This window comes from Pseudoduganella sp. RAF19, assembly GCF_052114165.1.
In the GTDB taxonomy this organism is placed as follows: Bacteria; Pseudomonadota; Gammaproteobacteria; order Burkholderiales; family Burkholderiaceae_D; genus Rugamonas.
This window is the reverse complement of sequence record NZ_JBFREF010000001.1, coordinates 776,159-800,084: the sequence shown is the minus strand read 5'-3', so window position 1 is coordinate 800,084 and position 23,926 is coordinate 776,159. Positions and strand designations below refer to the sequence as shown.

At 62.0% G+C, this 23,926-nt stretch carries 31 protein-coding genes; 26 read left to right on the top strand and 5 right to left on the bottom strand.

From position 1 onward, the window contains the following. Positions 1-10: 10 nt before the first annotated feature. The 4 genes from fliQ to AB4Z19_RS03810 are packed head-to-tail and all read right to left on the bottom strand — an operon-like array spanning position 11 to position 2,272. Entirely contained in the window at positions 11-283 is a 273-nt protein-coding gene (gene fliQ / locus AB4Z19_RS03825) for a flagellar biosynthesis protein FliQ (RefSeq protein WP_442026166.1), read from the bottom strand. Between the two features lie 2 nt (positions 284-285). Then, complete coding sequence (gene fliP / locus AB4Z19_RS03820) at positions 286-1,032, bottom strand: flagellar type III secretion system pore protein FliP (protein WP_442026167.1); 747 nt, start codon at positions 1,030-1,032, stop codon at positions 286-288. Next, positions 1,029-1,406, bottom strand: coding sequence for a FliM/FliN family flagellar motor switch protein (locus tag AB4Z19_RS03815; protein ID WP_442026169.1), 378 nt, complete (start codon positions 1,404-1,406; stop codon positions 1,029-1,031). The genes fliP and AB4Z19_RS03815 overlap by 4 nt, the downstream gene beginning before the upstream one ends. 5 nt (positions 1,407-1,411) lie before the next feature. Continuing rightward, positions 1,412-2,272: a FliM/FliN family flagellar motor switch protein gene (locus AB4Z19_RS03810; RefSeq protein ID WP_442026168.1), complete on the bottom strand. Its 861-nt coding sequence runs from the start codon at positions 2,270-2,272 to the stop codon at positions 1,412-1,414. A 397-nt stretch (positions 2,273-2,669) separates the two neighbouring features. On the opposite strand from AB4Z19_RS03810, the gene AB4Z19_RS03805 reads away from it, so the two are divergent. The 17 genes from AB4Z19_RS03805 to AB4Z19_RS03725 all read left to right on the top strand — a co-directional run bounded on the left by AB4Z19_RS03805 (position 2,670) and on the right by AB4Z19_RS03725 (position 16,517). Then, entirely contained in the window at positions 2,670-3,020 is a 351-nt protein-coding gene (locus AB4Z19_RS03805; protein ID WP_442030373.1) for a flagellar hook-basal body complex protein FliE, read from the top strand. Positions 3,021-3,044: 24 nt separating this feature from the next. Beyond that, on the top strand, positions 3,045-4,814 hold the full coding sequence (gene fliF / locus AB4Z19_RS03800; RefSeq protein WP_442034322.1) for a flagellar basal-body MS-ring/collar protein FliF: 1,770 nt from the start codon (positions 3,045-3,047) through the stop codon (positions 4,812-4,814). Continuing rightward, complete coding sequence (locus tag AB4Z19_RS03795) at positions 4,795-5,826, top strand: flagellar motor switch protein FliG (RefSeq protein WP_442034320.1); 1,032 nt, start codon at positions 4,795-4,797, stop codon at positions 5,824-5,826. The genes fliF and AB4Z19_RS03795 overlap by 20 nt, the downstream gene beginning before the upstream one ends. Then, positions 5,826-6,527: a flagellar assembly protein FliH gene (gene fliH / locus AB4Z19_RS03790; protein ID WP_442026580.1), complete on the top strand. Its 702-nt coding sequence runs from the start codon at positions 5,826-5,828 to the stop codon at positions 6,525-6,527. Before AB4Z19_RS03795 ends, fliH begins: the two co-directional genes overlap by 1 nt. Beyond that, on the top strand, positions 6,524-7,834 hold the full coding sequence (gene fliI / locus AB4Z19_RS03785) for a flagellar protein export ATPase FliI (protein ID WP_442026581.1): 1,311 nt from the start codon (positions 6,524-6,526) through the stop codon (positions 7,832-7,834). The genes fliH and fliI overlap by 4 nt, the downstream gene beginning before the upstream one ends. Continuing rightward, a complete protein-coding gene (locus tag AB4Z19_RS03780) occupies positions 7,831-8,265 on the top strand; it encodes a flagellar FliJ family protein (protein ID WP_442026582.1) in 435 nt (144 codons plus the stop codon). The genes fliI and AB4Z19_RS03780 overlap by 4 nt, the downstream gene beginning before the upstream one ends. Positions 8,266-8,353: 88 nt before the next feature. Continuing rightward, the gene (gene fliD, locus AB4Z19_RS03775) at positions 8,354-9,748 is read left to right on the top strand and encodes a flagellar filament capping protein FliD (RefSeq protein WP_442026583.1); all 1,395 of its coding nucleotides are present in this window, start codon (positions 8,354-8,356) and stop codon (positions 9,746-9,748) included. 13 nt (positions 9,749-9,761) lie between these two features. After that, positions 9,762-10,148, top strand: a complete 387-nt coding sequence (gene fliS, locus AB4Z19_RS03770) for a flagellar export chaperone FliS (RefSeq protein WP_442026584.1) — start codon at positions 9,762-9,764, stop codon at positions 10,146-10,148. After that, positions 10,141-10,452, top strand: a complete 312-nt coding sequence (locus AB4Z19_RS03765) for a hypothetical protein (RefSeq protein ID WP_442026585.1) — start codon at positions 10,141-10,143, stop codon at positions 10,450-10,452. The genes fliS and AB4Z19_RS03765 overlap by 8 nt, the downstream gene beginning before the upstream one ends. An 8-nt stretch (positions 10,453-10,460) precedes the next feature. After that, complete coding sequence (locus AB4Z19_RS03760) at positions 10,461-11,894, top strand: flagellar hook-length control protein FliK (protein WP_442034318.1); 1,434 nt, start codon at positions 10,461-10,463, stop codon at positions 11,892-11,894. A gap of 7 nt (positions 11,895-11,901) precedes the next feature. Then, positions 11,902-12,369, top strand: a complete 468-nt coding sequence (locus tag AB4Z19_RS03755) for a flagellar basal body-associated FliL family protein (protein WP_442034316.1) — start codon at positions 11,902-11,904, stop codon at positions 12,367-12,369. 3 nt (positions 12,370-12,372) lie between these two features. Then, positions 12,373-13,101: a FliA/WhiG family RNA polymerase sigma factor gene (locus AB4Z19_RS03750; RefSeq protein WP_442023227.1), complete on the top strand. Its 729-nt coding sequence runs from the start codon at positions 12,373-12,375 to the stop codon at positions 13,099-13,101. Between the two features lie 42 nt (positions 13,102-13,143). After that, positions 13,144-14,058, top strand: coding sequence for a flagellar motor stator protein MotA (gene motA, locus AB4Z19_RS03745; protein ID WP_442023226.1), 915 nt, complete (start codon positions 13,144-13,146; stop codon positions 14,056-14,058). Then, the gene (locus AB4Z19_RS03740) at positions 14,042-15,034 is read left to right on the top strand and encodes a flagellar motor protein MotB (protein WP_442023224.1); all 993 of its coding nucleotides are present in this window, start codon (positions 14,042-14,044) and stop codon (positions 15,032-15,034) included. The genes motA and AB4Z19_RS03740 overlap by 17 nt, the downstream gene beginning before the upstream one ends. A 19-nt stretch (positions 15,035-15,053) precedes the next feature. Then, the gene (flgM, locus tag AB4Z19_RS03735) at positions 15,054-15,329 is read left to right on the top strand and encodes a flagellar biosynthesis anti-sigma factor FlgM (RefSeq protein WP_442023222.1); all 276 of its coding nucleotides are present in this window, start codon (positions 15,054-15,056) and stop codon (positions 15,327-15,329) included. A gap of 23 nt (positions 15,330-15,352) precedes the next feature. Beyond that, positions 15,353-15,754 (top strand): flagellar export chaperone FlgN, encoded by a 402-nt coding sequence (gene flgN / locus AB4Z19_RS03730; RefSeq protein ID WP_442023220.1) that lies wholly within the window; start codon positions 15,353-15,355, stop codon positions 15,752-15,754. Beyond that, positions 15,741-16,517: a glycoside hydrolase family 73 protein gene (locus tag AB4Z19_RS03725; protein WP_442023219.1), complete on the top strand. Its 777-nt coding sequence runs from the start codon at positions 15,741-15,743 to the stop codon at positions 16,515-16,517. Before flgN ends, AB4Z19_RS03725 begins: the two co-directional genes overlap by 14 nt. An 80-nt stretch (positions 16,518-16,597) precedes the next feature. Here AB4Z19_RS03725 and flgA read toward each other — a convergent pair whose 3' ends face one another. After that, complete coding sequence (flgA, locus tag AB4Z19_RS03720) at positions 16,598-17,320, bottom strand: flagellar basal body P-ring formation chaperone FlgA (RefSeq protein ID WP_442023217.1); 723 nt, start codon at positions 17,318-17,320, stop codon at positions 16,598-16,600. Between the two features lie 78 nt (positions 17,321-17,398). Between flgA and flgB the strand changes: the two genes are divergently transcribed. The 9 genes from flgB to AB4Z19_RS03675 are packed head-to-tail and all read left to right on the top strand — an operon-like array spanning position 17,399 to position 23,910. Beyond that, positions 17,399-17,761, top strand: a complete 363-nt coding sequence (gene flgB / locus AB4Z19_RS03715; RefSeq protein WP_442023215.1) for a flagellar basal body rod protein FlgB — start codon at positions 17,399-17,401, stop codon at positions 17,759-17,761. 8 nt (positions 17,762-17,769) lie between these two features. Further along, positions 17,770-18,186, top strand: coding sequence for a flagellar basal body rod protein FlgC (flgC, locus tag AB4Z19_RS03710; protein WP_442023213.1), 417 nt, complete (start codon positions 17,770-17,772; stop codon positions 18,184-18,186). A gap of 3 nt (positions 18,187-18,189) precedes the next feature. Beyond that, positions 18,190-18,864, top strand: coding sequence for a flagellar hook capping FlgD N-terminal domain-containing protein (locus AB4Z19_RS03705; RefSeq protein WP_442023211.1), 675 nt, complete (start codon positions 18,190-18,192; stop codon positions 18,862-18,864). Positions 18,865-18,877: 13 nt separating this feature from the next. After that, positions 18,878-20,167, top strand: coding sequence for a flagellar hook protein FlgE (locus AB4Z19_RS03700; protein ID WP_442034314.1), 1,290 nt, complete (start codon positions 18,878-18,880; stop codon positions 20,165-20,167). Between the two features lie 10 nt (positions 20,168-20,177). Next, complete coding sequence (gene flgF, locus AB4Z19_RS03695) at positions 20,178-20,909, top strand: flagellar basal-body rod protein FlgF (RefSeq protein WP_442023209.1); 732 nt, start codon at positions 20,178-20,180, stop codon at positions 20,907-20,909. A 21-nt stretch (positions 20,910-20,930) separates the two neighbouring features. Then, positions 20,931-21,722, top strand: coding sequence for a flagellar basal-body rod protein FlgG (gene flgG, locus AB4Z19_RS03690; protein ID WP_442023207.1), 792 nt, complete (start codon positions 20,931-20,933; stop codon positions 21,720-21,722). After that, positions 21,722-22,390, top strand: a complete 669-nt coding sequence (gene flgH / locus AB4Z19_RS03685) for a flagellar basal body L-ring protein FlgH (RefSeq protein ID WP_442023205.1) — start codon at positions 21,722-21,724, stop codon at positions 22,388-22,390. The genes flgG and flgH overlap by 1 nt, the downstream gene beginning before the upstream one ends. A gap of 9 nt (positions 22,391-22,399) precedes the next feature. Beyond that, positions 22,400-23,506 (top strand): flagellar basal body P-ring protein FlgI, encoded by a 1,107-nt coding sequence (locus AB4Z19_RS03680; protein WP_442023204.1) that lies wholly within the window; start codon positions 22,400-22,402, stop codon positions 23,504-23,506. Then, entirely contained in the window at positions 23,506-23,910 is a 405-nt protein-coding gene (locus AB4Z19_RS03675; RefSeq protein ID WP_442023202.1) for a rod-binding protein, read from the top strand. The genes AB4Z19_RS03680 and AB4Z19_RS03675 overlap by 1 nt, the downstream gene beginning before the upstream one ends. Positions 23,911-23,926 lie beyond the last annotated feature (16 nt).

Sequence of the window (23,926 nt, the reverse complement as noted above, 5' to 3'; positions counted from 1 at the left end):
GAAGCGGAGTTTATCCGACCAGCGTTGCAGCGCGGTGGAAGATGGACACGCAATAGTCCATGAGATAGCCGGTCATCCAGCGCCCGGTCAGCACGATGGCCAGCAGCGTGATGAGAAGACGTGGCAGGAAGCTCAGGGTCTGCTCATTGATCTGGGTGGCGGCCTGGATGAAAGCCACCACCAGGCCCGCGACCAGGCCTGGCACCACCAGCACCATCACGAGAATCATCACGATGTGCAGGGCTTCGATTACCAGATCGACAGCCACGTCAGGGGTCAGCATATCTAATACGCCTGTATGCTCGTCACGAGCGTGTTCACGGTCAGCGTCCAGCCGTCCACCAGCACAAACAGCAGCAGCTTGAACGGCAGCGAAATCACCAGCGGCGACAGCATCATCATACCCATTGCCATCAGCACCGACGACACCACCAGGTCGATGATCAGGAAGGGAATGAACAGCAGGCAGCCGATCTGGAAGGCTGTCTTCAGTTCCGACAGCGTGAAGGCCGCCAGCTTGACGGTAAAGGCATGGTCGGCCGGATTCGCCACATTATCCTCGCCCGCCAGATGGGCAATCTGCTTCAGGGCGGCCTTGCTGGTCTGGGCCAGCATGAATTTCGAAACAGGCCGTTCTGCAATCTTCAGCGCTTCCTGCAAGCCGATCTTGTCCTGGTCGTAGGGCAGGAAGGCATCCTTCCACACTTGGTCGCCGATCGGCTTCATCACCAGCAGGGTCAGGATCAGGGCCACGCCGGTAATGACGCGGTTGGGCAGGCCCTGCTGCAGACCCAGAGCTTGGCGCAGCAGCGACAGCACGATGACGAAACGGGTAAAGCTCGTCATCATCATGACCATGATGGGCAGCAGGCCCAGCAAAGTCATGATGATGAGAATCTGCATCTTCACCGAGAGCTCGGTCTTGGCGCCGGGGACGACCCCGGCCAGCAGATCCTGCGCTTGCACGGCGGTGCAGGCGCACAACAGCAATGCACCGGCCAGCAGGCCGGGCATCAGGCGGCGCACGGTCATGGCGCCATCATGTCCAGGTTCAAACCGTCCAGATCGATGACCTTGAGGCCGTAATTTTCGCCGGCCACCACCACTTCGGCGCGGCCGATAGCGGTACCGTTGACCTTGATGACCAGTGGCTCGCCGGCCAGCACGTCCAGCTCGACCACGCTGTCCGGACCGATCTGCATCAGCTCTTCCAGCGACAGGCGGGCCGAACCCACTTCCAGCGTCAGCTGGACCGGAATCTTGCGCATCATGGCCGGCAAATCGCGGCGCGGGGCGCGCGCGGCGGGCATGTCGGGCAACTCATTGTTCACCTGATTATCGATGATCAATTCTTCCGCCATGTCCTCCATCAGCCCGTCATTGGTGCCGTTGGGATTCACATTCATCATATTCATTCGATATCTTCAAAAGAGGTTAAGCAGAGTTTGCCCTTGTGCTCGGTAACCGCAGCTGTAAACAGGCGGGAATCTTCGAGCAATACGTCTGCTCTGTGCAAGCTGATCGGAATGACATCGCCGACCCGCAGGTCGAACAGCATGCCCAAGGTCACTTCCTTGCTGACCAGCCGGCCATTCAGGCCGACCTGGAGCCGCGCCGCCAGCGGACCCAGGTTTTTCGTACTCTTCCGGCCCGTGTCGCGCTCGGGCAGCAGGCCGCGCAGCACGTCCGACATCAGATTCTTATCGAGGGCAAACCAGCACTTGCCCTGCATTTCACCATCGCCCAGTGTCACAGTGATGACCCAGGTGCCTCTCGGCGGATGGCTGCCGGCTGCAGGCTTGATGTCATTCTCATCATCGCGCGTGCCGGCGGCCGGCAGGTTGCTTTCAATCCGGGCAGCCAGCGTGCTGGCCAGCTGTTGCCCGAGCGCCACAGCAAGACGTTCTTCTGTTGCTGTAACGCGTGTGTTTTCGTCGACAACAGCGACGGCATTGTCGGCCGTTTTGGCACTGCGGCCATAGCGGAAGTTCAACACGCGCAGCAATACCTTGCGTTCCAACGAGAAGGCAATGGTGCCTGCCGGCGCAGCAAAATTCAGCCAGCGCGTACGTGGTTCAGTGCCATCCAGGCGGCTGAAACCCACTTCTTCCACCTGAAAACTGCCCCAATAGCGGCGATTGACGTTCAGGCGCATGGCCTGGGTCAAATCTTCCCGCAGTTGCGCTGCAAAAACAGGCAAACGGTGCACCGGGCGGCCCAGCAAGGATGGGTCAAGAACTTCGTGTCGCACTGTGGTCTTGGTGATCGTCATTTGGATGGTTATCCTTCTGCACTACATCGTATCGCAATCTCTCGCCATGCAGGAGGATCTTGGAGTCGTAGGATAACCGAATTTCTTTCATATTGCCACGGATCAATACAACGTCTTCGCAAAAAGCCTTTACAGGAAAGTTGCTAGCGGGTAAGCTAATTCGGATTTCGCGAGTGCAGCATATTTCATGATAAAAGCGCTTACTACATGATTTATAAGCACTTTTTACTTTACTGCCAATGAATTTCCTCGCAATAACATTGTGAAATTATCAATTAGCATAGTAACCGGAAGTTTGCTGTGAATTTAACACTTCACCCGCCCCGGGCCCGCTGCAATGCAGGCAACAAACTTGAAGTCATGATATTGACGTGCATCACGAAATTGGAGCTAACAGATGGCAACTGAATTCACCGGTCTGATCAAAGCGGACCTCGCCTCTCTGACCAATGCCGCTTCCGACCTGGCACAACAGGCCGGCGCAATTGCCCCTGCTGCGAACTTTGGCAACGCTAACGCAGCGCAGCAATTTTCCTTCGCCCAATCCATGAAAGACGCCGTTGACGGCGTCAATGCAGCCGACGTGGCTGCCGGCCAGAAGATGGCTGACGTGGATGCCGGCCGCAGCGACGACCTGGTAGGCGCCATGCTGGCCAGCCAGGAATCCAGCCTCTCCTTCTCGATGCTGATGCAGGTTCGTAACAAAGTGATGGGCGCGGTCGACGAGCTCATCAAGCTCCCGCTCTAAGCCAGCTGAACGAAAGTCTCTGACGTGATCAACACCCTCAAGTCCGCCTTCGGGCGCTGGCGTTCCGGCGCCACCGCGGTCCCGGCCGTGTCGCCGGCCGTGATGAAGAATCTGTATCCCATCGTGCTGCTGGCCATCGGCCTGACGGCACTGACCCTGATGTTCCTGTGGAAGGACCAGAGCAACTACAAGCCCGTGTTCGGCGCCCGCGAAAAAGTGGCCGTGACCGACATGATGACCGTGCTCGACGGCGAACACATTTCCTACCGCCTGCATCCGGAGACCGGCCAGGTGCTGGTGCCTTCGTCCCAGCTGGGCAAGGTGCGCATGCTGCTGGCCGCCAAAGGCGTGACCGCGCAGCTGCCGGCCGGCCTGGAGCTGATGGACAAGAATGACCCGCTGGGCGTGTCGCAATTCGTGCAGGACGTGCGTTTCCGCCGCGGCCTGGAAGGCGAACTGGCGCAGTCCATCATGACCCTGGACTCGATCGCGCATGCCCGCGTGCATCTATCGATCGCCAAGTCCACTTCCTTCGTATCGTCTGATGGCGAAAAGTCTTCCGCTTCCGTAGTTATCGCTACCAAGCCTGGCCACACGCTGGCGCCTGAGCACATTGCCGCCATCGTCAACATGGTGGCAGGCAGCGTCGCCTCGCTAAGCCCGGCGCGCGTGAGCCTGGTCGACCAGGCCGGCAATCTGCTGTCCTCGCACGTGGACCTGGCCGATGGCTTTGATGCCAACGCCACCACCAACGAGAACGCCAAGCGCTACCAGGACGAGATCCGCACCAACATCAAGGGCCTGCTGGGTCCGATCGTTGGCGAAGACAATTTCAAGATCAGCGTGACCGCTGCTGTCGACAACGACAAGGTCGAAGAAACCGTTGAGAAATATGGCGCCGATCCGAAAGTGACCAGCGAAGCGATGCGCGAAGAACAGGACCGTAACCGCATCGCCATGGGCGTGCCGGGCACGCTGTCCAACCGCCCTCCTCCAGCCAACGCCAACACCAATGCCGGCGCAACCGGCGCCGATGCTAACGCCAATGCCCCGGAAGGCACCGCGCGCAAGAACGCCACCACCCGCCAGTACGCGTATGACCGCAGCATCACCCAGACCAAGCGCGCCCGCGGCCGCCTGGAGCGCCAGAGCGTGGCCGTGGTGCTGGCGCAGGCCGCCGCCTTCAATCCGAAGCTCGGCTGGCAAGCTGCCGAACTGGCCAATGTCGACAAGGTACTGCGCAATGGCCTGGGCATCAATGCCGAGCGCGGCGACACCCTGGTCGTGAGCGCCATGAATTTCCCGGCCAAACAGGCTGAACTGCCATGGTGGCAGGAACGCGACAACGTCGTCGATTTTTCGAGCTGGCTTAGCTACGCTGTAGCGGCGATCCTCGGCTATCTGCTGCTTCTGCGTCCGCTGATGCGTCTGCTGACTGCCCGCTTCGCGCCGCCGGCGCCACGCAACACAGCCCGTATCGAATCGGCCCTGACGCCGGCAGGCGCCGCAGCCGGCCAGCCAGCGCTGCCAGGCGCCGCGGCTCTGCAGGGCACGCCAGGCGCGGCCGCGGCATTGGCAGCACCGGAAGGCACGGAAGAAGCTGCGCCAGGCGAAACCATGCATGCCGGCGCCAGCCCGGTGGTGCCGCTGCTGGAAAACTACGACCTGCCACCGGCAGGCTCGGCAGTCGATGTGATGGTCGACCACCTGAAGGTACTGGCCGAGAAAGAACCGGAACGCGTGGCCGAAGTCGTCAAACAATGGATGCAGAAAAATGGCAGATCTCAACAATAACCTCGAGAACCTGGACGTCGATCACAGCCTGAGCCCGGTCGAACAGGCCGCGATCGTGCTGCTGTCGATTGGTGAAGAAGGCGCCGCCGCCGTGCTGCGCTGCCTGTCGCGTGAAGAGCTGCTGGAAGTGACCCAGGTCATGTCGCGCATGAGCGGCATCAAGGTCGAGCAGGTCAAGCACGCCATGCAGACCTTCTTCGACGATTACCGCCAGCAGTCCGGCGTGCACGGCGCATCGCGCTCCTACCTGAAGCGCTCGCTGGATCTGGCGCTGGGCGGCGATATCGCGAACAGCGTGCTGAACAACATTTACGGCGACGAGCTGCGTCCGAAAATGGCGCGCCTGCAGTGGGCCTCCGCCAAGTGGCTGGCCGACTACATCGCCAACGAACACGTGCAGATGCAGGCGGTGTTCCTGGCCTTCCTGCCGCCGACCCTGGCCGGCCAGATCATCGACGCGCTGCCGCTCGATGGCCGCGACCTGATCCTGCTGAACATGGCGCGTCTGGATGAAATCGACCGCGACCTGCTGATCGAACTGGATGAGCTGGTCAACCGCTGCCTGTCCTCCTTCGACTCGCAGAGCACCAGCGTGGAAGGTGTGCGCCAGGTGGCCGAGATTCTGAACCGTCTGCCGGGCAACCGCGCCCAGATCGTCGAGCTGCTGCGCGCCCACGATCCGGAAGTGGTGGCACAGATCGAACTGTCGATGTACGACTTCCTCATCCTGTCGACCCAGACCGAAGTCACCCTCACCCGCATCATCGAGGAAGTGCCGCTGGAGCAGTGGGCGATTGCACTGAAAGGCGCCGAGCCTTCGATCCGCGATGCCGTGCTGAAGACCATGCCGAAGCGCCAGGCACAGGCATTCGAAGACATGATGCGCCGCGCCGGCCCTGTGCCGATGTCGCGCATCGAATCGACCCGTCAGGAAATCATGGCCACCGTCAAGGCGCTGGCCGATGCCGGCGAAGTCGAAGTGCAGCTGTTCGCTGAAACGGTGGTCGAATAATGAAGCAGTTCCGTCCCTATCGCTTCCCGCCGCTGTCGCAGTATGCGCTGCCGGCCGGCCGCAACGGCGCGGGCAATGCCATGGCCGATGCGGCGCAATGGCAGGCGTCTGTGTCCGAGGGCTTCGAACAGGGCCAGCGTGACGGCTACGAAATCGGCCTGCAGCGCGGCCAGGAAGACGGCTTTGAAGCGGGCCGCCAGCAAGGCTTCGAACAGGGCCGCGAAGAAGGCCGCCAGGAGACGCTGGTGGGCTTCGATCAGCTGGCACGCCCAGTCGACGCCATGCTGAAAGGCTTGAAGAAAGTACGCTCCGATTACCGTGCGGCGCAGCGCAAGGAAGTGGTCGATCTGGTGGCGAAAGTCGCGCGCCAGGTCATCCGCGCCGAGCTCGCTTTGCAGCCGGTGCAGATCATGGCCCTGGTCGATGAGACGCTTGCATCGATGCCGCCAACGCGCGAAGAGATCGACGTCTATCTCAACCCGGAAGAAGTCAAGCGCATTACCGATCTTGATCCCAAGCGCGCCAAGCGCTGGAACCTGATCGCCGATGCAAGCATGGATGTGGGCGAGTGCCGCATCCGGGCTGGCGATAATGAAGTTGATGCCGGCTGTCACCAGCGTCTTGCTGCTGTCATGGAACAGGTCGATAATCAGCTTCAGATTGCCGATGGCGGTGATGACGAGGACATGGGCGAAGAATGATTGCCGACGCACTGCGCAAGCTGGAGCTTGATGAAGTTCCGCTGGCCACGCCGACCGGACGGCTGGTGGGCGCATCCGGCTTGCTGCTTGAAGCAGCGGGTTGCAAGCTGCACACCGGGCAGCGTTGCCAGATCGAGACAGTGTCGGGCGAATGGCTCGACGCGCAAGTCGTTGGCTTCCGCGACAAGCTTTCCTTCCTGATGCCGTTCAAGAAGGCCGTGGGCCTGACCACTGGCGCGCGCGTACTGCCTTCTCCGGAAAAAGTCAGCATGCAGATTGGCCAGTCATGGCTGGGCCGCATGGTGAACGGCCTCGGCGAACCGATCGATGGATTGGGCAAGCTGGGCGGCGAATTTCCGCTGGACTCGCAACCGCCGCGCATCAATCCCCTGAAGAAAAAACCCGTCACCGAACCGCTGGATGTGGGCGTCCGTGCGATCAATTCGATGCTGACGCTCGGCCAGGGCCAGCGTGTGGGTCTGATGGCCGGCTCCGGCGTCGGCAAGTCCGTGCTGCTGGGCCTGATCACGCGACAGACCGTCGCCGATGTGGTGGTGGTCGGCCTGATCGGCGAGCGTTCGCGCGAGGTGCGCGAGTTCGTTGAAATGTCGCTCGGCCCTGAAGGTTTGAAAAAAGCCGTGCTGGTGATTGCCCCGGCCGATGAATCGCCGCTGATGCGCATCATGGCGACCGAACTGTGCCACTCGATCGCGGCGCATTACCGCGACCAGGGCAAGAACGTATTGCTGCTGGTGGACTCGTTGACCCGCTATGCGATGGCACTGCGCGAAGTCGCACTGGCGCTGGGCGAACCGCCCGCCACCAAAGGCTATCCGCCCTCCGTGTTCTCCAACCTGCCGCAGCTGGTCGAATCGGCCGGCAATGGCGAGAACCAGGCCGGCAGCATGAGTGCGATCTACACCGTGCTGGCCGAAGGCGATGACCAGCAAGACCCGGTAGTCGATACCGCGCGCGCCATTCTCGATGGCCATATCGTGCTAACGCGCGAGCTGGCCGAGCGCGGCCACTACCCCGCCATCAATATCGCTGCCTCCATCAGCCGCTGCATGAACCACGTGATCTCGAAAGAGCACATGCTGGCCGCGCGCGCATTGAAGTCATCGATGGCGCGCCACGAGCGGGTGCGCGACCTGATTCCTCTCGGCGCCTACGTGCCCGGCGCCGATCCCGTGACGGACAAGGCAGTGAACCTGCATCCGCACGTCGAGGAGTTCCTCTGCCAGGGCACCAAGGAAGCGGCTCCCTTTGGGCCGTGCGTGGAACAACTTGAAAGGCTGATGGCATGAAGAACGAGCACACCATCCGCAATCTATCCACCCTGGTGACCTTGCGCGACAACGAGGTCGAAAAACTGCAATCGGAACTGGCCGCCAAAGAGAACCTGCGCGACCGCTATCAGAAGACGCTGGACAAGCTCACCCAGCTGTACGAGAGCTCCGGTCCGACCGGCAAGCTGCCGATGGCGCTGGCCATCAATTGCGGCGATTACAAGCAGAACGTGATGGCCATGGCCGACAGCCACCGCCTCGACCTGTCCATGCATGAGGCGGACATGGCGGTATCCCAGCGTGCCCTGAATGCCGCTTACGTCAAGCGCGAGGTGCTGGGTCAGGTCTTGCACAAGGAACAGCAGGCGCTCAGCAATGCCAAGCAGGCAAAAGAACGCAAAGTGCATGATGAATTGGCAACCCAGCTGTGGTTCCGCAGTCAAAAATGAGGTCTCAAGGAAAATAATTTCATGAAGTCCCTCGTAAGGTCGCCCCTTACCTTGGTACACTTCATTTAATTTCCTCGGAGCATGAAAAATGGCATCGATTACCGCCCCAACCTACGACCCCAAGACCACTGCCACCCAGATGGCCACGCAGTTCATGCAAGGTCTGGACGACATGTGGAACGACCAGAACACGGCCGCTACCAACACGGCGTCGGGGTTGACCACGCTGGGTAGCTCCCTGTCGAGCTTCCAGAGCGTGCTCAGCTCGATGGGTACCAAGAAATCGGTACTGGCCAATTCGGCAACCTTCAGCTCCAATGTGGGTACTGCCACCGCCAGCGCCTCGGCTACCTCGGGCAATTACCAGTTCTACGTCGAGCAGATCGGCACCGCCGGCCAGGTTTCCTACAGTGGCGTGCAGGACAACACCGTCGCCGCCAGCGCCGGCAATCTGGCGGTCACCCTGGCAGACGGCACCAGCTTCACGGTCAACCTGGCCAACGCGGACAAGAACCTGGATGGCACCCTGACCACCAAAGAAATCGCGGCGGCCATCAACGTCGACGCCAACAACAATTCCCGTGTGACCGCCTCGACCATGACGATCAATGGCGCGTCCACCCTGGTGCTGACCTCGAACCTGACCGGCGCGAATAACGACGTGTCGCTGGATGTCAGCGGCGTCACCGATGCCGGTCTGGCAGCCCAGCTCGGCGCAGGCAACCAGAAGCGCCTGGTGACCGCCCAAGACGCCATCATCTGGGTTGGCGCCCAAGGCAGCGGCACCAAGGTGCAGCAGGCGTCGAATACCTTTACCGTGGTCGATGGCGTGTCGATGACATTCACCCAGGCTCAGGCAGCGGGCGCCAATCCGGTGACCCTGACCGTGGCCAACGATGCATCTGGCACCGCAACCAATATCCAGGCCTTTGTCGACGGCTGGAACAAGATGCTCGCCACGCTCAAGACCCTGACGGACCACGGCGATGCCGCGTCCAATAAGGCCCCGGCAATCTTCGCCAGCGATACCGGCCTGACCGCGCTGCAAACCAATATGATCTCGCTGCTGCGCACTTCGTCCGGCGGCATGAGCCTGGCCAACTACGGCATCACTTTGCAGCGCGACGGCACGCTGTCGCTGGATTCGAGCCGCCTGACCAAAGCCCTGGCCACCAATCCGAGTGGGCTGGACAGCATCTTCGGCAGCACCACCATCGGCAATGAAACCGGCGTGCTCGGTGGCATGGACAAGCTGATGGACTTCTGGACCAACAGCGCGACCGGCCAGATCGCTACCCGCAAGGACAGCAACTCTAAGCTGCAGACCCAGCTGACCGCACGCAAGGCGCTGCTGGATACGCAATACGACAACGCCTACAACCGTTACCTCGCCCAATTCACGCAGTTGCAGACCCTGCAATCGCAGATGAACACTACCGGTGGCATCTTCGACGCAATGTTCGGCAACAAGAGCGATTCATAAAGAGATTTAAACGATGGACCACGACGCCTACGCCAGCTATCACGCAACCAACCTGGACGCGCAGACCGCACGCGCCTCGCCGGTTGAGCTGGTGCTTGTTCTTACCGATGGCCTGCTCGAAGAGCTGGCGCGGGCACGCGGTCACATCGCCGGCAAACGCTACGAATTGAAGGCGGCCAGCCTGGATAAATGCACCCAGATTATCAATGGCCTGTCCAGCTCGCTCGACTTCGACACCGGCGGTGAAGTGGTGGCCAATCTAGGCCGCCTGTATGACTACTGCGCAGGCCGCCTGTACCGCGCCGGCGTGGACATGGACCCGGCTATCATCGACGAAGTGGTGGGTCTGCTGACCACCATCCGCGCCGGCTGGCAAGGCGTGCAGGACAAGAATGGATAGGCAAGCGACGCTGCTTCAGCTGGCACAAAAGCTGAGCGCCGCCACCGCTTCCTCCGACTGGAAAGCGCTGGCGGCGATTGACACTCTGCTTGGCAGTGCACTGCCCAAGATGGCGGCACAGGGCAAATGGACGCCAGCCGAGCGCGCCGCACTGGATGCGCTGCGCGCGCTGCACAAGACGGCACTGGCGCGCGTCAATGACGCCACCGCCGAGCTGGACAAGCATTTGTACGACCTGAAGAACAACCGTGAGGGCTGGATGGCATACGCCCTCGACAACGAAGTAAGCGGAACACACGCATGAGCCTGACCATGAGCACAAACAACGCGGCGTCGGCCGCCTCCAAGGCTTTCGCGGCCGTTCCGGCCACGCCGGCGCCAGCCGCCAATCCTGCGTCGTCCGCCGCCAGGGCCAGCACCGCAGTGCCAGGCACCGCGCACTCCGACAAACCGAAGGCCAGCGACAATAAACCCGCATCCGGCGCGGGCAAGGCCGCGCGCCCTGCCACGGCGCAGAGCGCCGCCAAGCCGGCCGCGCCCCAGGCTTCCGCCAAGCGGGCCGCTGCGCCAGCCAACTCCGCGGCAAGCAATGCTGCGCCAGCCGACGCGCGCGATGTGCAAGCCGGCGAGCGCGCAAGCGACGTCCCGGCCAGCCTGCCCGCCTTCGCTCAACTGCTCGATCTGGCCGCCGCACCAGTTGAAGAGAAGCCTGCCGATCCAGCCAGCGACAAAGATGCGCAAGCCACCACGGCTGGCACCGACGCACCAGACAACCTGGCTGCCATGCTGCCAAACTTTGCGGTGTTGCCACTGCCGACCGGCGCTGGTGCCCAGCAGCAGCAAGGTGACGGCACCAACCCCGCTGGCACCGCCGGCGATGAGGCTGTCGCGTCTGTCGCTGCCCAACAGAACAGCCCTTTGAACAGCGCGATCTTCGCCCTGTCCGGCGGCGCATCCAACGCCGCAGCGCTGCTGGCTGCACAAGCTTCCGCGACTGCAAATGGCGCAGCCAAACCAGCCGACGCCGCACGCCAGGCGGCCGCCAATGCCATTACCGCCGGCAACGGTAACAGCGCTGCCGACGATCTGGCTGCCGCGCAAGCCGCGCCTGTGCCAGTCGCTCCTGCATCACCGGAGCGCGCAGCTGCCCCGGCCACCTCAACGGCGGGCGACCTCGCCAGTGCGCTGAGCGCAGCGTCCACTAAAGCCGACACCAGCGCCGCGAAAGCCGATACCACGTCCGTCGGCGGCGACGCCACCGCATTCCGCAACGTGATGGCTGCCACTACCAGCACGACCACGCAAGGCAGCGACACTGTCAAGCTGAGCGGCGCACCGGAACAATGGCAGCAACCGCTGCGCGCCGCGCTGGGCGATCGCCTGCAGCTGCAACTGCAGCGCGGCAGCGAGAACGCCACCATCCGCCTGGAACCACCGAATATGGGCAGCATCGAGATTTCGATCCGCCACAGCGCCGGCGCGCTGCAGGTGAACCTGTCGGCCAGCCACAGCGAAGTGCTGCGCCAGCTGAACAACATCGGCGACACCATGCGCCAGGACCTGTCGCAGCGCCAGTTCACCGAAGTGGCCGTGACCGTCAGCGCAAGTGCTGGCCGCAGCCTGGCAGATAACGCCGGCGGCAATGCGCGCCAAGGCCGCGAACAACAAGAGAACGGCCCCGGCCGTGCACTCAACGAGGGCGACGACTCGCCCACCACCTTTGCCATGATGTCTGAGCGGGAGTAATCGATAGATGAACAAGAAACTGGTAATCGTCCTGGCAGCAGTGGGCCTAATCGCAGCGGGAGCTGCGGGCGGCGCCGTGTGGCTGCTGAAGTCCGACGGCAAGAGCGCTTCGGGCGACTCGCGCAAGGCCGAAGTGGCTGAGAAAAAGGACAACAAGCCAGTCAAGTATCTGACGGTGGAAAAAGTCATCGTCATGCTGCGCCGTAATCCAGGCGATACCGTGACCCATTACATGTCGGCCGACCTGGTGGTGTCCACCAGCGCGGACCAGGAAAAAGAAGCGAAGGAAAACCTGCCGCTGCTGCGCAGCGTCGCCGTGCGTGCCCTGTCGGCCCTGCCGATGGAAAAGGCATCCACCATGACGATCGACCAGTTTGCGGAAGAACTGAACAAGGCGTTCGATGAAGTCTATGCCAAAGAGCAGCGCGAACGTCCCTTCAAGGAAGTCATGATCGGCAAGCTGATCCTGGAGTAATCCATGGCTTATGTAGAAGAGGTGGCCTACACGGAAGGCTACGGCGAAGCAGCCGCGGCCGCCGTGCTCAGCCCCGCCGAGGAACAGAAGCACCTGCTGGCGTATGCGCCGCTGGTCAAGCGCATCGTGCGCCAGCTGAATTCCCAGGTGGCGGGCGCCATCGACCGTGACGATATGGAGCAGATCGGCTTGATGGGTCTGCTCGAAGCGCTGCGCCGTTATGGCGAGCCGGACCAGGCTTTCGGCAGCTATGCCAGCCTGCGCGTGCGCGGCGCGATTCTGGACGAGCTGCGCCGCCAGGACTGGCGCCCGCGCGCCGTGCGCCAGCAAAGCCACAAGCTGCGCGACGCGGTGCGCGAACTGACGCGCAAGCTGGGCCGCGAGCCGAGCGAGAAGGAAGCGATTGCCGGCCTGGGCATCTCGGCCGACGAATACATGACCTATCAGCTGGACGAGAACGCCGAGCTGATCGCCAGCTTCGACGAGGTACTGCAGGACACCCTGGCCGACAGCAATTCGGTGTCCGGCCCGGAAGAGCAGCTGATGCTGCGCCGCAGCCTGGAACAGGCCCTGAACGGCCTGGACGAGCGCGAACAGCGCGTGGTGCAGATGTATTACGAATTCGAGCTGAGCTACAAGGAAATCGCGGCCGTGCTGGATCTGACCGACGCCCGCGTCTGCCAGCTGAACAAGGCGGCGCTGAACAAGATGAAGGCGGTGCTGCAGGCCTGAGAGCCGAGCCCCACAGGACAATAATCTAAAAGGTAGAGAATCATGCAGCAACTATTCGGTATCCTGGTCGTCTTCGGCAGTATCTTTGGCGGCTACGCCATGATGGGTGGCGCCTTCCACGCGATCTGGCAGCCTTACGAGCTGTTCGTGATTGCGGGCGCCGGCATGGGCGCCTTCGTGCTCGGCAATCCGATGCACGTGTTGAAGGAAGCCGGTTCCCAGCTCAAGCACATCATCTCGCGCAAGAAGTACGACTCTGAATTCCAGCGTCAGTTGCTGCTGCTGATGTATGAACTGCTGCAGCTCGCCGCCGGCGGCCTGAAGGCACTCGATGCTCACGTGGAAGCGCCGAAGGAAAGCCCGCTGTTCCAGCGTTATCCGCTGGTGCTGGAAGAGCCGAAACTGCTGGCCTTCATCGTCGACAATTTCCGCCTGATGGCGATGGGTAAGATCAACGCCCACGAACTGGAAGGCGTGCTGGAGCAGGAACTGGAAGCCATCCACGAAGAACTGACCCAGCCGGCCAAATCCATCAACAAGATCGGCGAAGCGATGCCGGGCTTCGGTATTCTGGCTGCGGTGCTGGGCATCGTGATCACCATGGGCGGCGTGGGCGAAGGCGCCACCTCGGCCGAGATCGCCGAGCACGTGGGCGGCGCGATGGTCGGTACCTTCATTGGTATCTTCTTCTGCTACGGCCTGCTGGACCCGATTTCGAACATGCTGAAACAGCTGGTGAATCAGGAAGCCTCCACCATGGAATGCGTGAAAGTGGTGCTGGTAACCCACGTCGCCGGCAAGCCACCGCTGCTGGCCATCGACGCCGGCCGCCGCCTGGTGCAGCTCAACATCAAGCCGAGCTTCGCCCAGCTTGAAGGCTGGATCAATGCACTGGAAGGCCGCGACGCCGAGCCGGATTCCTCGCGCCGTGGAGGTGGACGTGCTAAAGCCGCATGATAAGCACCACGAGCAAACCATCGTCAAGCGTGGCGGTGGCAAGCATGCTCACGATGAACACGGCGGCGCCTGGAAGGTAGCGTTCGCCGACTTCTGTCTGGCACTGATGTGCCTGTTCCTCGTGCTGTGGCTGATGGCGTCGCGTAATACCGAAAGCCTGGAACAGATCCTGACCGAAGCCGACGGCAACAAGACCGACCAGGGCAAGGGCGTGATGCCGCAGCAGATCGGCGGCCCGCGCGGTTCGCTGATCGAGCGTTTCCCTATGCCACGCACCGGCAATACTGACGTCGACGGCACTGCTACCTCGGGCTTCAACAAAGTGCCGCAGCAAACAGCCGAGCAGCGCGTGTACTACGAAACGCCGCAGGACCTTACGCTGCTGGCGAAAACCCTGACCAAGATGGGCGAGGAACAGGGCCTGGAGAAAAATGTGCAGTACGTGATCACGCCTTATGGCCTGCGCGTCATGCTGCACGACACCGACAACCAGGGCATGTTCGTGCGCGGCAGCGCCGTGCCGACGGGGAAATTCGCCAAGCTGCTCAACCAGATGGGGCCGCTGTTCGCGAAGATGGAAAACCAGATGCTGATCGTGGGCCACACGGATTCGTTACAATATGCGGATACCAGCCATTCCGCGTTCTCGAACTGGAACCTGTCGTCCAACCGGGCGATGGCGGCGCGATCCCAGCTGCTGGCCGGGAATATGCCGAAAGACAGCGTGCTGCAGGTGGTAGGCATGGCCGATCGCGCGCCGCTTGATCCCAAGCGCGCCGACGCCGGTGTCAACCGCCGTATCGAGCTGCTGATCCTGACCAAGGGCCAGGCCGAAGCAGTTGCCTCGATGTTCGGCATGCCGGGTTCCAAATCGCAGTTGCAGCAGGATCTCGACGAGGCCCTGCCGGACCGCAACGTTTTACAGCAGCTGCGTGACAAGCTGTTGGAAGGCAAGGGCAAGCGCAATGGCAATTGAGAAGACGAGAGGCAACCGTATGAGAATTTCCAGCTCCACGCCCGGCGGCGTAGCCGTGCAGACCGTCACCGATACGGCGCCGGCGGAGGCCGCACGCGCGCCCGCACCGTCCGCTGAAAAGGCTGAGCTGCAGTCGGCTGTGCTGCAACCTGCCCTGCAAGCCATGAAAGACATGCCGGACATCGACCACGAACGTGTGGCTCAGCTGCGTGACGCCCTGGCCAAGGGCGAACTGCCATTTGATGCCGGCAAACTGGCTGGCCTGATCCAGCGTTTCCACCGGGGCGAAAAGTGAATCAGATGTCGCGCCAGGAGGCAATGAAGCTCCTGCTGGACGGTATTGCCGCCGACATGGCGGACTACCAGTCGATGCTGGACCTGATCGAACAGCAGTTCGATGCCGCCATTCGCCATCAGAGTGTGCGCCTGGGCGAGATCGCCGAGGCGATCGGCACCCTTGCCGCCATGATGGACGATCGCCGCAAGCAGCGTTTCGATCTCGCTGTCCGTCTCACCGGCCCGCAGCCAAGCATGCTGCAGGTGTTCGCCCTGCTCAAGCCTGAGCCGCGCGCACGCCTGGAATCCGATTGGAAGGCCCTGGAAGCGATGGTGCTGAAAGCGAAAGAACTGGGCAAGCGCAATGCCGAGCTGCTTGCCGAACAATTTACGATCATGCAGCGCGTGCTGCATGGCGACGACCAGACTTATGAGCCGGCCTGATTTCACCGCTTTCATGGCGCCGACCCGCGCCACGGCGGCCACCGCCGCAACGCAGTCGAACATGACTGCTGCGCGCCCCGCCCTGCCCGCAGCCTTCAGCAGCAGCAGCGGCCAGAGCGCAGCTTTCTCGACCACCTTCCGCGCGGTTCAGGCGGATGTCAACGCCTACCTGGCCAACGGCAGCAGCACGGGCTCAGTAGGCGGCTCGGCCAGCCAGCTGAACGTGGACGGCGCTGCCTTGCGCGCCAAATTGAACGCGGCACGCGCCATTGGCGGCACCACCGAAGGCATCGACAGCACCGCGCAGGAACAGTTTTTGGAATCGATCCGCCCTTATGCGGAAGAAACGGGCCAGCGTCTCGGTGTCTCGCCCGATATCGTCGCGGCCCATGCGGCGCTGGAATCCGGCTGGGGCCAGCGTCCGCTGCGCGCCACCGATGGCAGCGATAGCAACAACTTGTTCGGCATCAAGGCCAATGCGCAATGGCAGGGTGATGTGGCGGCCAGCATGACCACCGAATACGAATACGGCGCGGCTGTAAAGCGCGTCGAGAAGTTCCGCAGCTATCCGGACCAGGCCGCTGCCTTCCGCGATTATGGCGATATGCTGAGCGATAATCCGCGCTACCAGCACGCGCTCAATACGGGCACCGACGCACGCGCCTTCGCGCGCGGGCTGGCGCAAGGTGGTTACGCCACCGATCCTTCCTACGCCGAGAAATTGGCGGGCTTAGCGGCCCGCATTGCACGCCGCGGCAACTGAGCCGTGGCGGGTCAATGACCCGCCCTACGCCAGACTCGGCGCTCCCGTAGGGCGGATCATTGATCCGCCGTATGCTTGCATCACTGCGGCGGCAAGTCTGCCGGCTCCACCGTGCCCTGGTCGGTGACGCGGGCGCGGATCGTGGTGCCGCTGCTGTTACGCACACGAATGGTCGCACCGCGCGCGCCGGTATCGAGCGCTTCGCCCGCCATGCTGACCTCAATCTGATCACGTTTTGCCACAATGCGCACCTGCTCGCCACGTTTGACCAGAGGTGGCGCCACCAGCATGTTCTGGCGCAAAACATCACCGCTATGAATGGTGCGACGGGCAGACATTCCCTCTACCGTAGTCAGGTCAGAAAAGCTATCCAGCATGCCGGTGATGTCGTGGCGCTCCAGCAACACATCAGAAGGCGACAAAATCTTCCCAGCTATTAAATCCGTTGCCGCAATTGCTACCTTTGCTGACACTTTTGCACGAACGACAAACTCGTATTTCCACCCCTGCTCACCTTGGCAAACAGCTACCAGGCGCATGCGGTTCATGCTGCGTGAATCCAGCGTTTCCACAGTGACGGAGGTCGGACAACTGGGCAACGGACGGGTGGTTTTGACCACCTCGATGTCGAATTTCGGTTCGATCAGACCCGCCGATTCTGCCTGATTTTTCAACACCGCATGCGCAGTCTCTTGCAGTTTCGCTAAGGTTTGCTCAGGGAAAATCGCAGAAAAAGCTGTAGATTGAAAGATGCCAGTGAGCAACAAGGTAAAAAAACCGGGTACAATAAGTTTGTTGGGCATAGGCAATACCTTTACTTGGATCTTTCTGCAGAAACGCACGGTCGCATTCTACCCGCAGCGAATCACAGAGGAGCAAAAATGAGCATCAATTTCAAAGACGCAGTCGGCCTTCACGGCGACGCACTCCATCTGCGGGCCGAACGGACCCGCATCCTGGCATCCAATATTGCCAACGAAAACACTCCCGGCTTCCAGGCTCAGGATATCGACTTTTCTGCTTCTCTTGCCCAAGTGCAAGCACAAGCGAACGGCGAACTGGCCCTGGACGGCGACAGCGATCCGCTGTACCGCGTGCCCTACCACCCGACCGGCGATGGCAACACCGTCGAGATCGGCGTCGAGCAGGCGGCCTTCTCGCAGAATGCCACCGATTTCCAGACCAGCCTGACCTTCATCAATATGCAGCTGAAGGGCATCGCCAAGGCGATCAACGGACAATAAGGCCACTCATGAGCTTCAAGGACATCTCCCAGATTGCAGGCTCGGCCATGGCGGCCCAGACCGTGCGCCTGAATACTGTCGCCTCCAACCTCGCCAACGCCGATTCGGTCGCTGGCAGCGAAAACGAAACCTACCGCGCGCGCAAGCCGGTGTTTGCGGCAGTCATGAACGAAGGTCCGAACGCTGAAAACGGCGGCCGCGTGCAGGTGCTGGACGTGGTCGAAAGCGCGGAACCGCTGCGCAAGGTGTACGACCCAGGCAATCCGCTGGCCAATGCGGAAGGCATGGTGTTCTACCCGAACGTCAACCAGGTGGCCGAGATGACCGACATGATGTCGGCCTCGCGCGCCTTTGAAACCAATGTAGAAGTGCTCGGCCGCATCCGCACGATGCAGCAATCCCTCCTGAAACTCGGCGAAGGCTAATCGATGGAAACCAGTCTGTTCACCAACGCTGCCGCACAGGCAGCTAACGCTACCAGTACCAGCAGCGCCGTCACCGGCAGCGCCGACAAGGATATGTTCACCAAGCTGCTGGTGGCTCAGATCAAGAACCAGGACCCGCTGTCGCCGCAGGACCCATCCCAGTTCGTGCAGCAGCTGACCCAGCTGTCCCAGACCGAAGCCCTGCAGAACCTGGCCAACCTGACCAGCTCCAACGCCTCGGTGCTGCAATCGATGCAGGTACTGGCGCTGGGCGCCCAAGTCGGCTCCGACGTAATGACAACCACCGATACGGTGCAGGTCGGCAGCAGCAAGATCAACGGCGAATTCACCCTGGACGCCTCCAGCGCCAAGACTTCCGTGGTCCTGACCGGCAGCAACGGCGTCGAGACCTCAATCCCTATGGGCACCCTGGCCGCCGGCACCGTGCCGTTTGCGATCGATCCGCAAGCGCTGGGCCTGCCTGAGGGCAGCTACAACATCAAGGTTGTCACCAGCACCGGCACCGGCACCGTGGATGTCGCCGGCCGCCTGAACAGCGTACGGCTCGGTACCGCCGGCAGCGTCGTACTGAACGTTGCCAACGTGGGCGAAGTCTCGCCGAACGCCATTACCGCATTTAACGGCAAGTCCTCGACTGCCACCAATTCCGTTCTCTAAGAAAGGTTCCGTCATGAGCTTCGATATCGCGCTGTCTGGCATTCAGGCCATCAATCAGCAGCTGGACTCCATCAGTAACAATATCGCGAATGCCGGTACCTATGGCTTCAAATCGAGCCGCGCCAACTTCGCCTCGATGTACGCCGGTTCGCAGCCAAGCGGCACCCAGATCGGTTCGGTCACCCAGAACATCGGCCTGAACGGCGGTGTGCTGAACACAGGCCGCGGCATGGACGCAGCCATCAATGGCCGCGGCTTCTTCATCACCAAGGACAGCAGCGGCCTGCAGAGCTATACCCGCGTCGGCGTGTTCAACAAGGATGCCACCGACTATATCGTCGATTCTTCCGGCCGCCGTGTGCAGGGCTATTCCCTGACCCCGCCGTCGACTACGCCAGGTCCGATGGGCGATATCAAAGTGCCGACCGGCATGCTTGCCGCCCAGCCGACTACCGCTGTGCAATTCGTGGCCAACATGTCGCCAGACTGGACTGCTCCGAGCTCGCCTTGGGTCGCTCCAAACCCTGGCGCCGCTACACCAGTCGCCGTTGATCCGAACAGCTACAACTGGTCGAAAACCTCGCAGGCCTACGACTCGCTGGGCCGCAGCCACACCGTTACCCAATATTTCAGCCTGGACCCGTCCCCAGCCTCTCCTGCTACGAACGGTGTGATCGTGCACGCGGTCGTAGACGGTTATGACAGCTCGCTGGTTGGTACTGGCAGCTCGTTTGGCGGCGCTGGCAACAGCAGCGTGGCGCTCGGCTTTGACAATGCTGGCCAGCTGGTAACGGTTGGCGGCACGCCAGTGGCCACCACGACCAAAGCCACCCTGACCTTCCCGAACACCGGAGCCAACGCTTCAACGATTGCCATCGACTATCTCGGTACCACCCTGCAAAAGGGCGAAGTGACCACCTCCACCAACCACAACGACGGCTACGCCTCCGGCAGCTTCGTGGGCGTGGAACTGGGCACTGACGGCTCCGTGATTGCCAAGTACTCGAACAATGAAAAGCAAGCCATCGGCATTCTGGCGCTGGCCACTTTCCCCAACGAAGAAGGCCTGACCCCGGTCGATAACACCAGCTGGACTGCGAACAACGAGTCGGGCACTCCGAATACTTCGGTGCCGGGCGCCGGCGTGGCGGGCACTCTGTCGACCAGCACGCTGGAAGGCTCGAACGTGGACATCACTTCCGAGCTGGTGGGCCTGATGACTTCGCAGCGTAACTACCAGGCGAACTCGAAAGTCATCACCACCGAGAATCAGATGATGCAGTCGCTGATGCAAGCGCTGTAAGAGGCTCTGAATGGATGCGCTGATCTACACAGCAATGAGCGGGGCCGAGCGGGCCCTGCGCGGCCAGCAGGTGCACGCCAACAACCTGGCGAATATGGACACGCCCGGCTTCCGCGCCAACCTGGAGCTGGCCACTGCCACCAAGTTGCCGGGCTATGGCTACGACGACCGTCATATGACGCAGTTGCAGGCCAATGCCGTCACCACCCGCCAGGGTACGCTGAAGGCTACCGGCCGCGAGCTGGATGTCTCGATTTCAGGCAATGGTTTCTTTGCCGTGCAAGGGCCAACCGGCGAGGCTTACACCCGCGCCGGCGCCATCACCCTGGACGCCGACGGCACCATGACCGTGAACGGCATGCCGATCCTGGGCGAAGGCGGCAATCCGATCACCCTGCCGCCTTACCGCAAGATCGACATCGGCCAGGACGGCACGATTTCCATCCTCGGCCAGGGTACGACTGCCGAGATGCAGATCATCGACAAGCTGAAGCTGGTGAAAGCCGAAGCATCCGAACTGACCAAGAATGAATCCGGCCTGCTGGTCGCACGCGACGGCCAGCCGCTGCAGGTGGACAACACGGTGCAGGTGCGCGCCGGCCATCTGGAAGGTTCCAACGTGTCCGCTATCGAAGAGATGGTGGCCACCATGAGCCTGAACCGCACCTTCGAAATCCAGATGAAATTGTTCAAAGCCAGCGATGACATGACCACCGCCGGCAACCGCCTCGTCAGCGCCTGATAGGCCCATAGGAGAAATACAATGAATCCAGCAATGTGGATCAGCAAGACCGGTGTGCAGGCGCAGGACGCCAAACTGCAGGCCATCGCCAACAACCTGGCCAACGCCAACACCGTCGGCTTCAAAAAAGACCGCGTGGTCTTCGAAGATCTGTTCTATTCCGTCGAGCAGCAGCCAGGCACCCAGCGCGCCGACAACAACACCCTGACCCCGACCGGCGTTCAGCTGGGTAACGGTACGCAGCTGGTGGGCACCCAGAAAGTCTTCACCGACGGCACCACCCAGATCACCGGCAACAAGTACGACGTGGCCGTGATCGGCAATGGTTTCCTGCAGGTGCGCCGTCCGAATGGCGAGCCGGGCTTCACCCGTGCCGGCCAGCTCGGCGTGGACCAGAACGGCGTGCTGGTGAATGCGCAAGGCCTGCCACTGGTGCCGCAGATCACCATCCCGACCAATGCCACCAACATCACCATCGCTGAAAACGGCGTGGTGTCGGTGAATGTGCCGGGCAATGTGGCGCCAACCCAGGTTGGCCAGCTGACCCTGACCTCGTTCATCAATCCGACCGGCCTGCTGGCTCTGGGCGACAACCTGTTCCAGGAAACCCAGTCCTCCGGCGCACCGACCGAAGGCAATCCGGGCGACGCCCAGTTCGGCAAGCTGAAGCAAGGCGCCCTGGAAGGCTCCAACGTGCAGGTGGTCGAAGAAATGGTGGACATGATCGCTGCCCAGCGCACCTATGAAATGAACACCAAGGTGCTGACCGCTGCCGACAATATGCTGCAATACCTGTCGCAGGCGGCACGCTGATGAAACTGCAAGCGCAACTGAGCGCAATGGCCGCGATGCTGCTGGCCGGTTGCGCAGTCATCAAGCCGGCGCCCGTCAGCCCCGGCCCCATGGACGAACCACCCGCGGTGGCCCGCAGCAGCATGCCGCGCGGCACTTCCGGCGGCGTGTTCAGCGGCGACACTACCCTGTCGCTGACCTCGGACAGCCGCGCTTTCCGCGTCGGCGACGTGGTTACCGTGCTTCTGCAAGAAACGACGCAAGCCTCGAAGAGCGCCGGCACCACCATCGGCAAAGACTCGTCCAACAGCGTGGCGCCGCCAGGCCTGCTGGGCAAGACCTTCCCGAAAGCCGGCATCGACCTGTCAACCACCAATGCCTTCAAGGGTGACGCCAACGCCACCCAGCAGAACGCCCTGTCCGGTGCCATCACGGTGATCGTGCAGGAAGTGCTGCCCAACGGCCTGCTGCGCATCGCCGGCGAGAAGACCCTGACCCTGAACCAGGGCGAGGAATTCGTGCGCCTGAAAGGCTTCCTGCGTCCGGCCGATATCGATGCCAACAACCAGGTGTCGTCGCAGCGCATTGCCAATGCCCGCATCGCGTATTCGGGCCAGGGCACGCTGGCCGATTCCAACCAGCCGGGCTGGCTGAGCCGCTTCTTCCTCGGCCCCCTGATGCCTTTCTGAGGTGATTGAATGAAACGCTGGATGCTTCCCGTCCTCGCCTCCGCCGCCCTGATGGCGACTGCCCTGCCCGCTTCTGCAGCACAGGCGCTGCGCAATCTAGTGGCGATTGAAGGCGTGCGCGACAACCCGCTGGTGGGCTACGGCCTGGTGGTCGGTCTGAACGGTTCCGGCGACTCGACCCAGGTCAAGTTCGCCAGCCAGTCCGTGGTCAATATGCTCAAGCAGTTCGGCGTGAAGATGCCGGACGGCCAGGACGCCAAATCCAAGAACGTGGCGGCCGTGATGGTGTCGGCGGTGTTCCCGCCGGGCTACCGCCGCGGCCAGCCGATCGATGTCACCGTGTCTTCGCTGGGCGATGCGAAAAGCCTGCGCGGCGGCTCGCTGCTGCTGACGCCGCTGCGCGCGGCCGACAATGAAACCTATGCGCTGGCCCAGGGTAATGTGGTGGTGGGCGGTTTGAGCGCAGCGGGCAAAAGCGGCTCCTCGGTGACCGTGAACACCCCGACCGCAGGCCGCATTCCGAACGGCGCCGTGATCGAGCGCGAAATACCGACCGACTTCGCCAGCAAACCTTCGGTGCACCTGTCGCTGAAGACGCCGAATTTCGAAACCGCCACCAATATCGTGGAGTCGATCAACCGCCGCTTCGGCAACGTCGCCACCACGGCTGACGGCACCGGCATCGACGTTATCGCACCGGACAATCCAACCCAACGCGTCGCCTTCATGGCCAAGCTGGAATCGCTGCCCGTTGAAGTGGGCGCCGAAACGCCGAAAGTGGTGTTCAACTCGCGTACCGGCACGGTGGTGATTGCCGATGGTCTGCGCGTGAAAGCAGCCGCCGTTACCCACGGTTCGCTGAAAGTGGTGATTTCCGAAAGCTCCAAGGTCAGCCAGCCTGCTCCGTTCAGCCAGGGTCAGACCACGGTCACCCCGCAGTCCAATGTCAGCGTCGACCAGGGCACGCCGCAGATGTTCAAATGGCCGGCCGGCGCCAAGCTGCAGGCCATTATCGATGTGGTCAACAGCCTGGGCGCGACGCCGGATGACATCATGGCCATCCTGCAGGCGCTGGACCAGGCCGGCGCCATCGAAGGCGAGCTGGTGGTGATCTGATGGATAGCAGCCGCATCAATCCTCTAGCCCAGAGCCTCGGCACCGAGTCCGAGTTGCCGAACCTGCAGGCGCCCGTCGCCCAGCCGGACGAGGCTTACCGCGCCAAGGCCACCGAGGCAGCGGTCAAATTCGAAAGCTTCTTCATCGGCCAGATGCTGCACAAGATGCGTGCTTCCGCGCGCGCCGTGGGAGATCACGACCAGCAATCCGAATCCGTCAACAGCGATATGCTGGATCTGGCGGATAACCTGGTGGCCGACCAGCTGTCCCACCGCCGCGCTTTCGGCGTCGCCGATGCCATTCTGCGCCAGTTGCTGCCCGCCCAGCCCGCCTCCGCGCCACCGGCAGTCAATTCCATTGCGGAAAAAACAGTTTTTTCTGGGAAAAAGACGCCTCCGGCTTAATGCCAAGCAATACCCG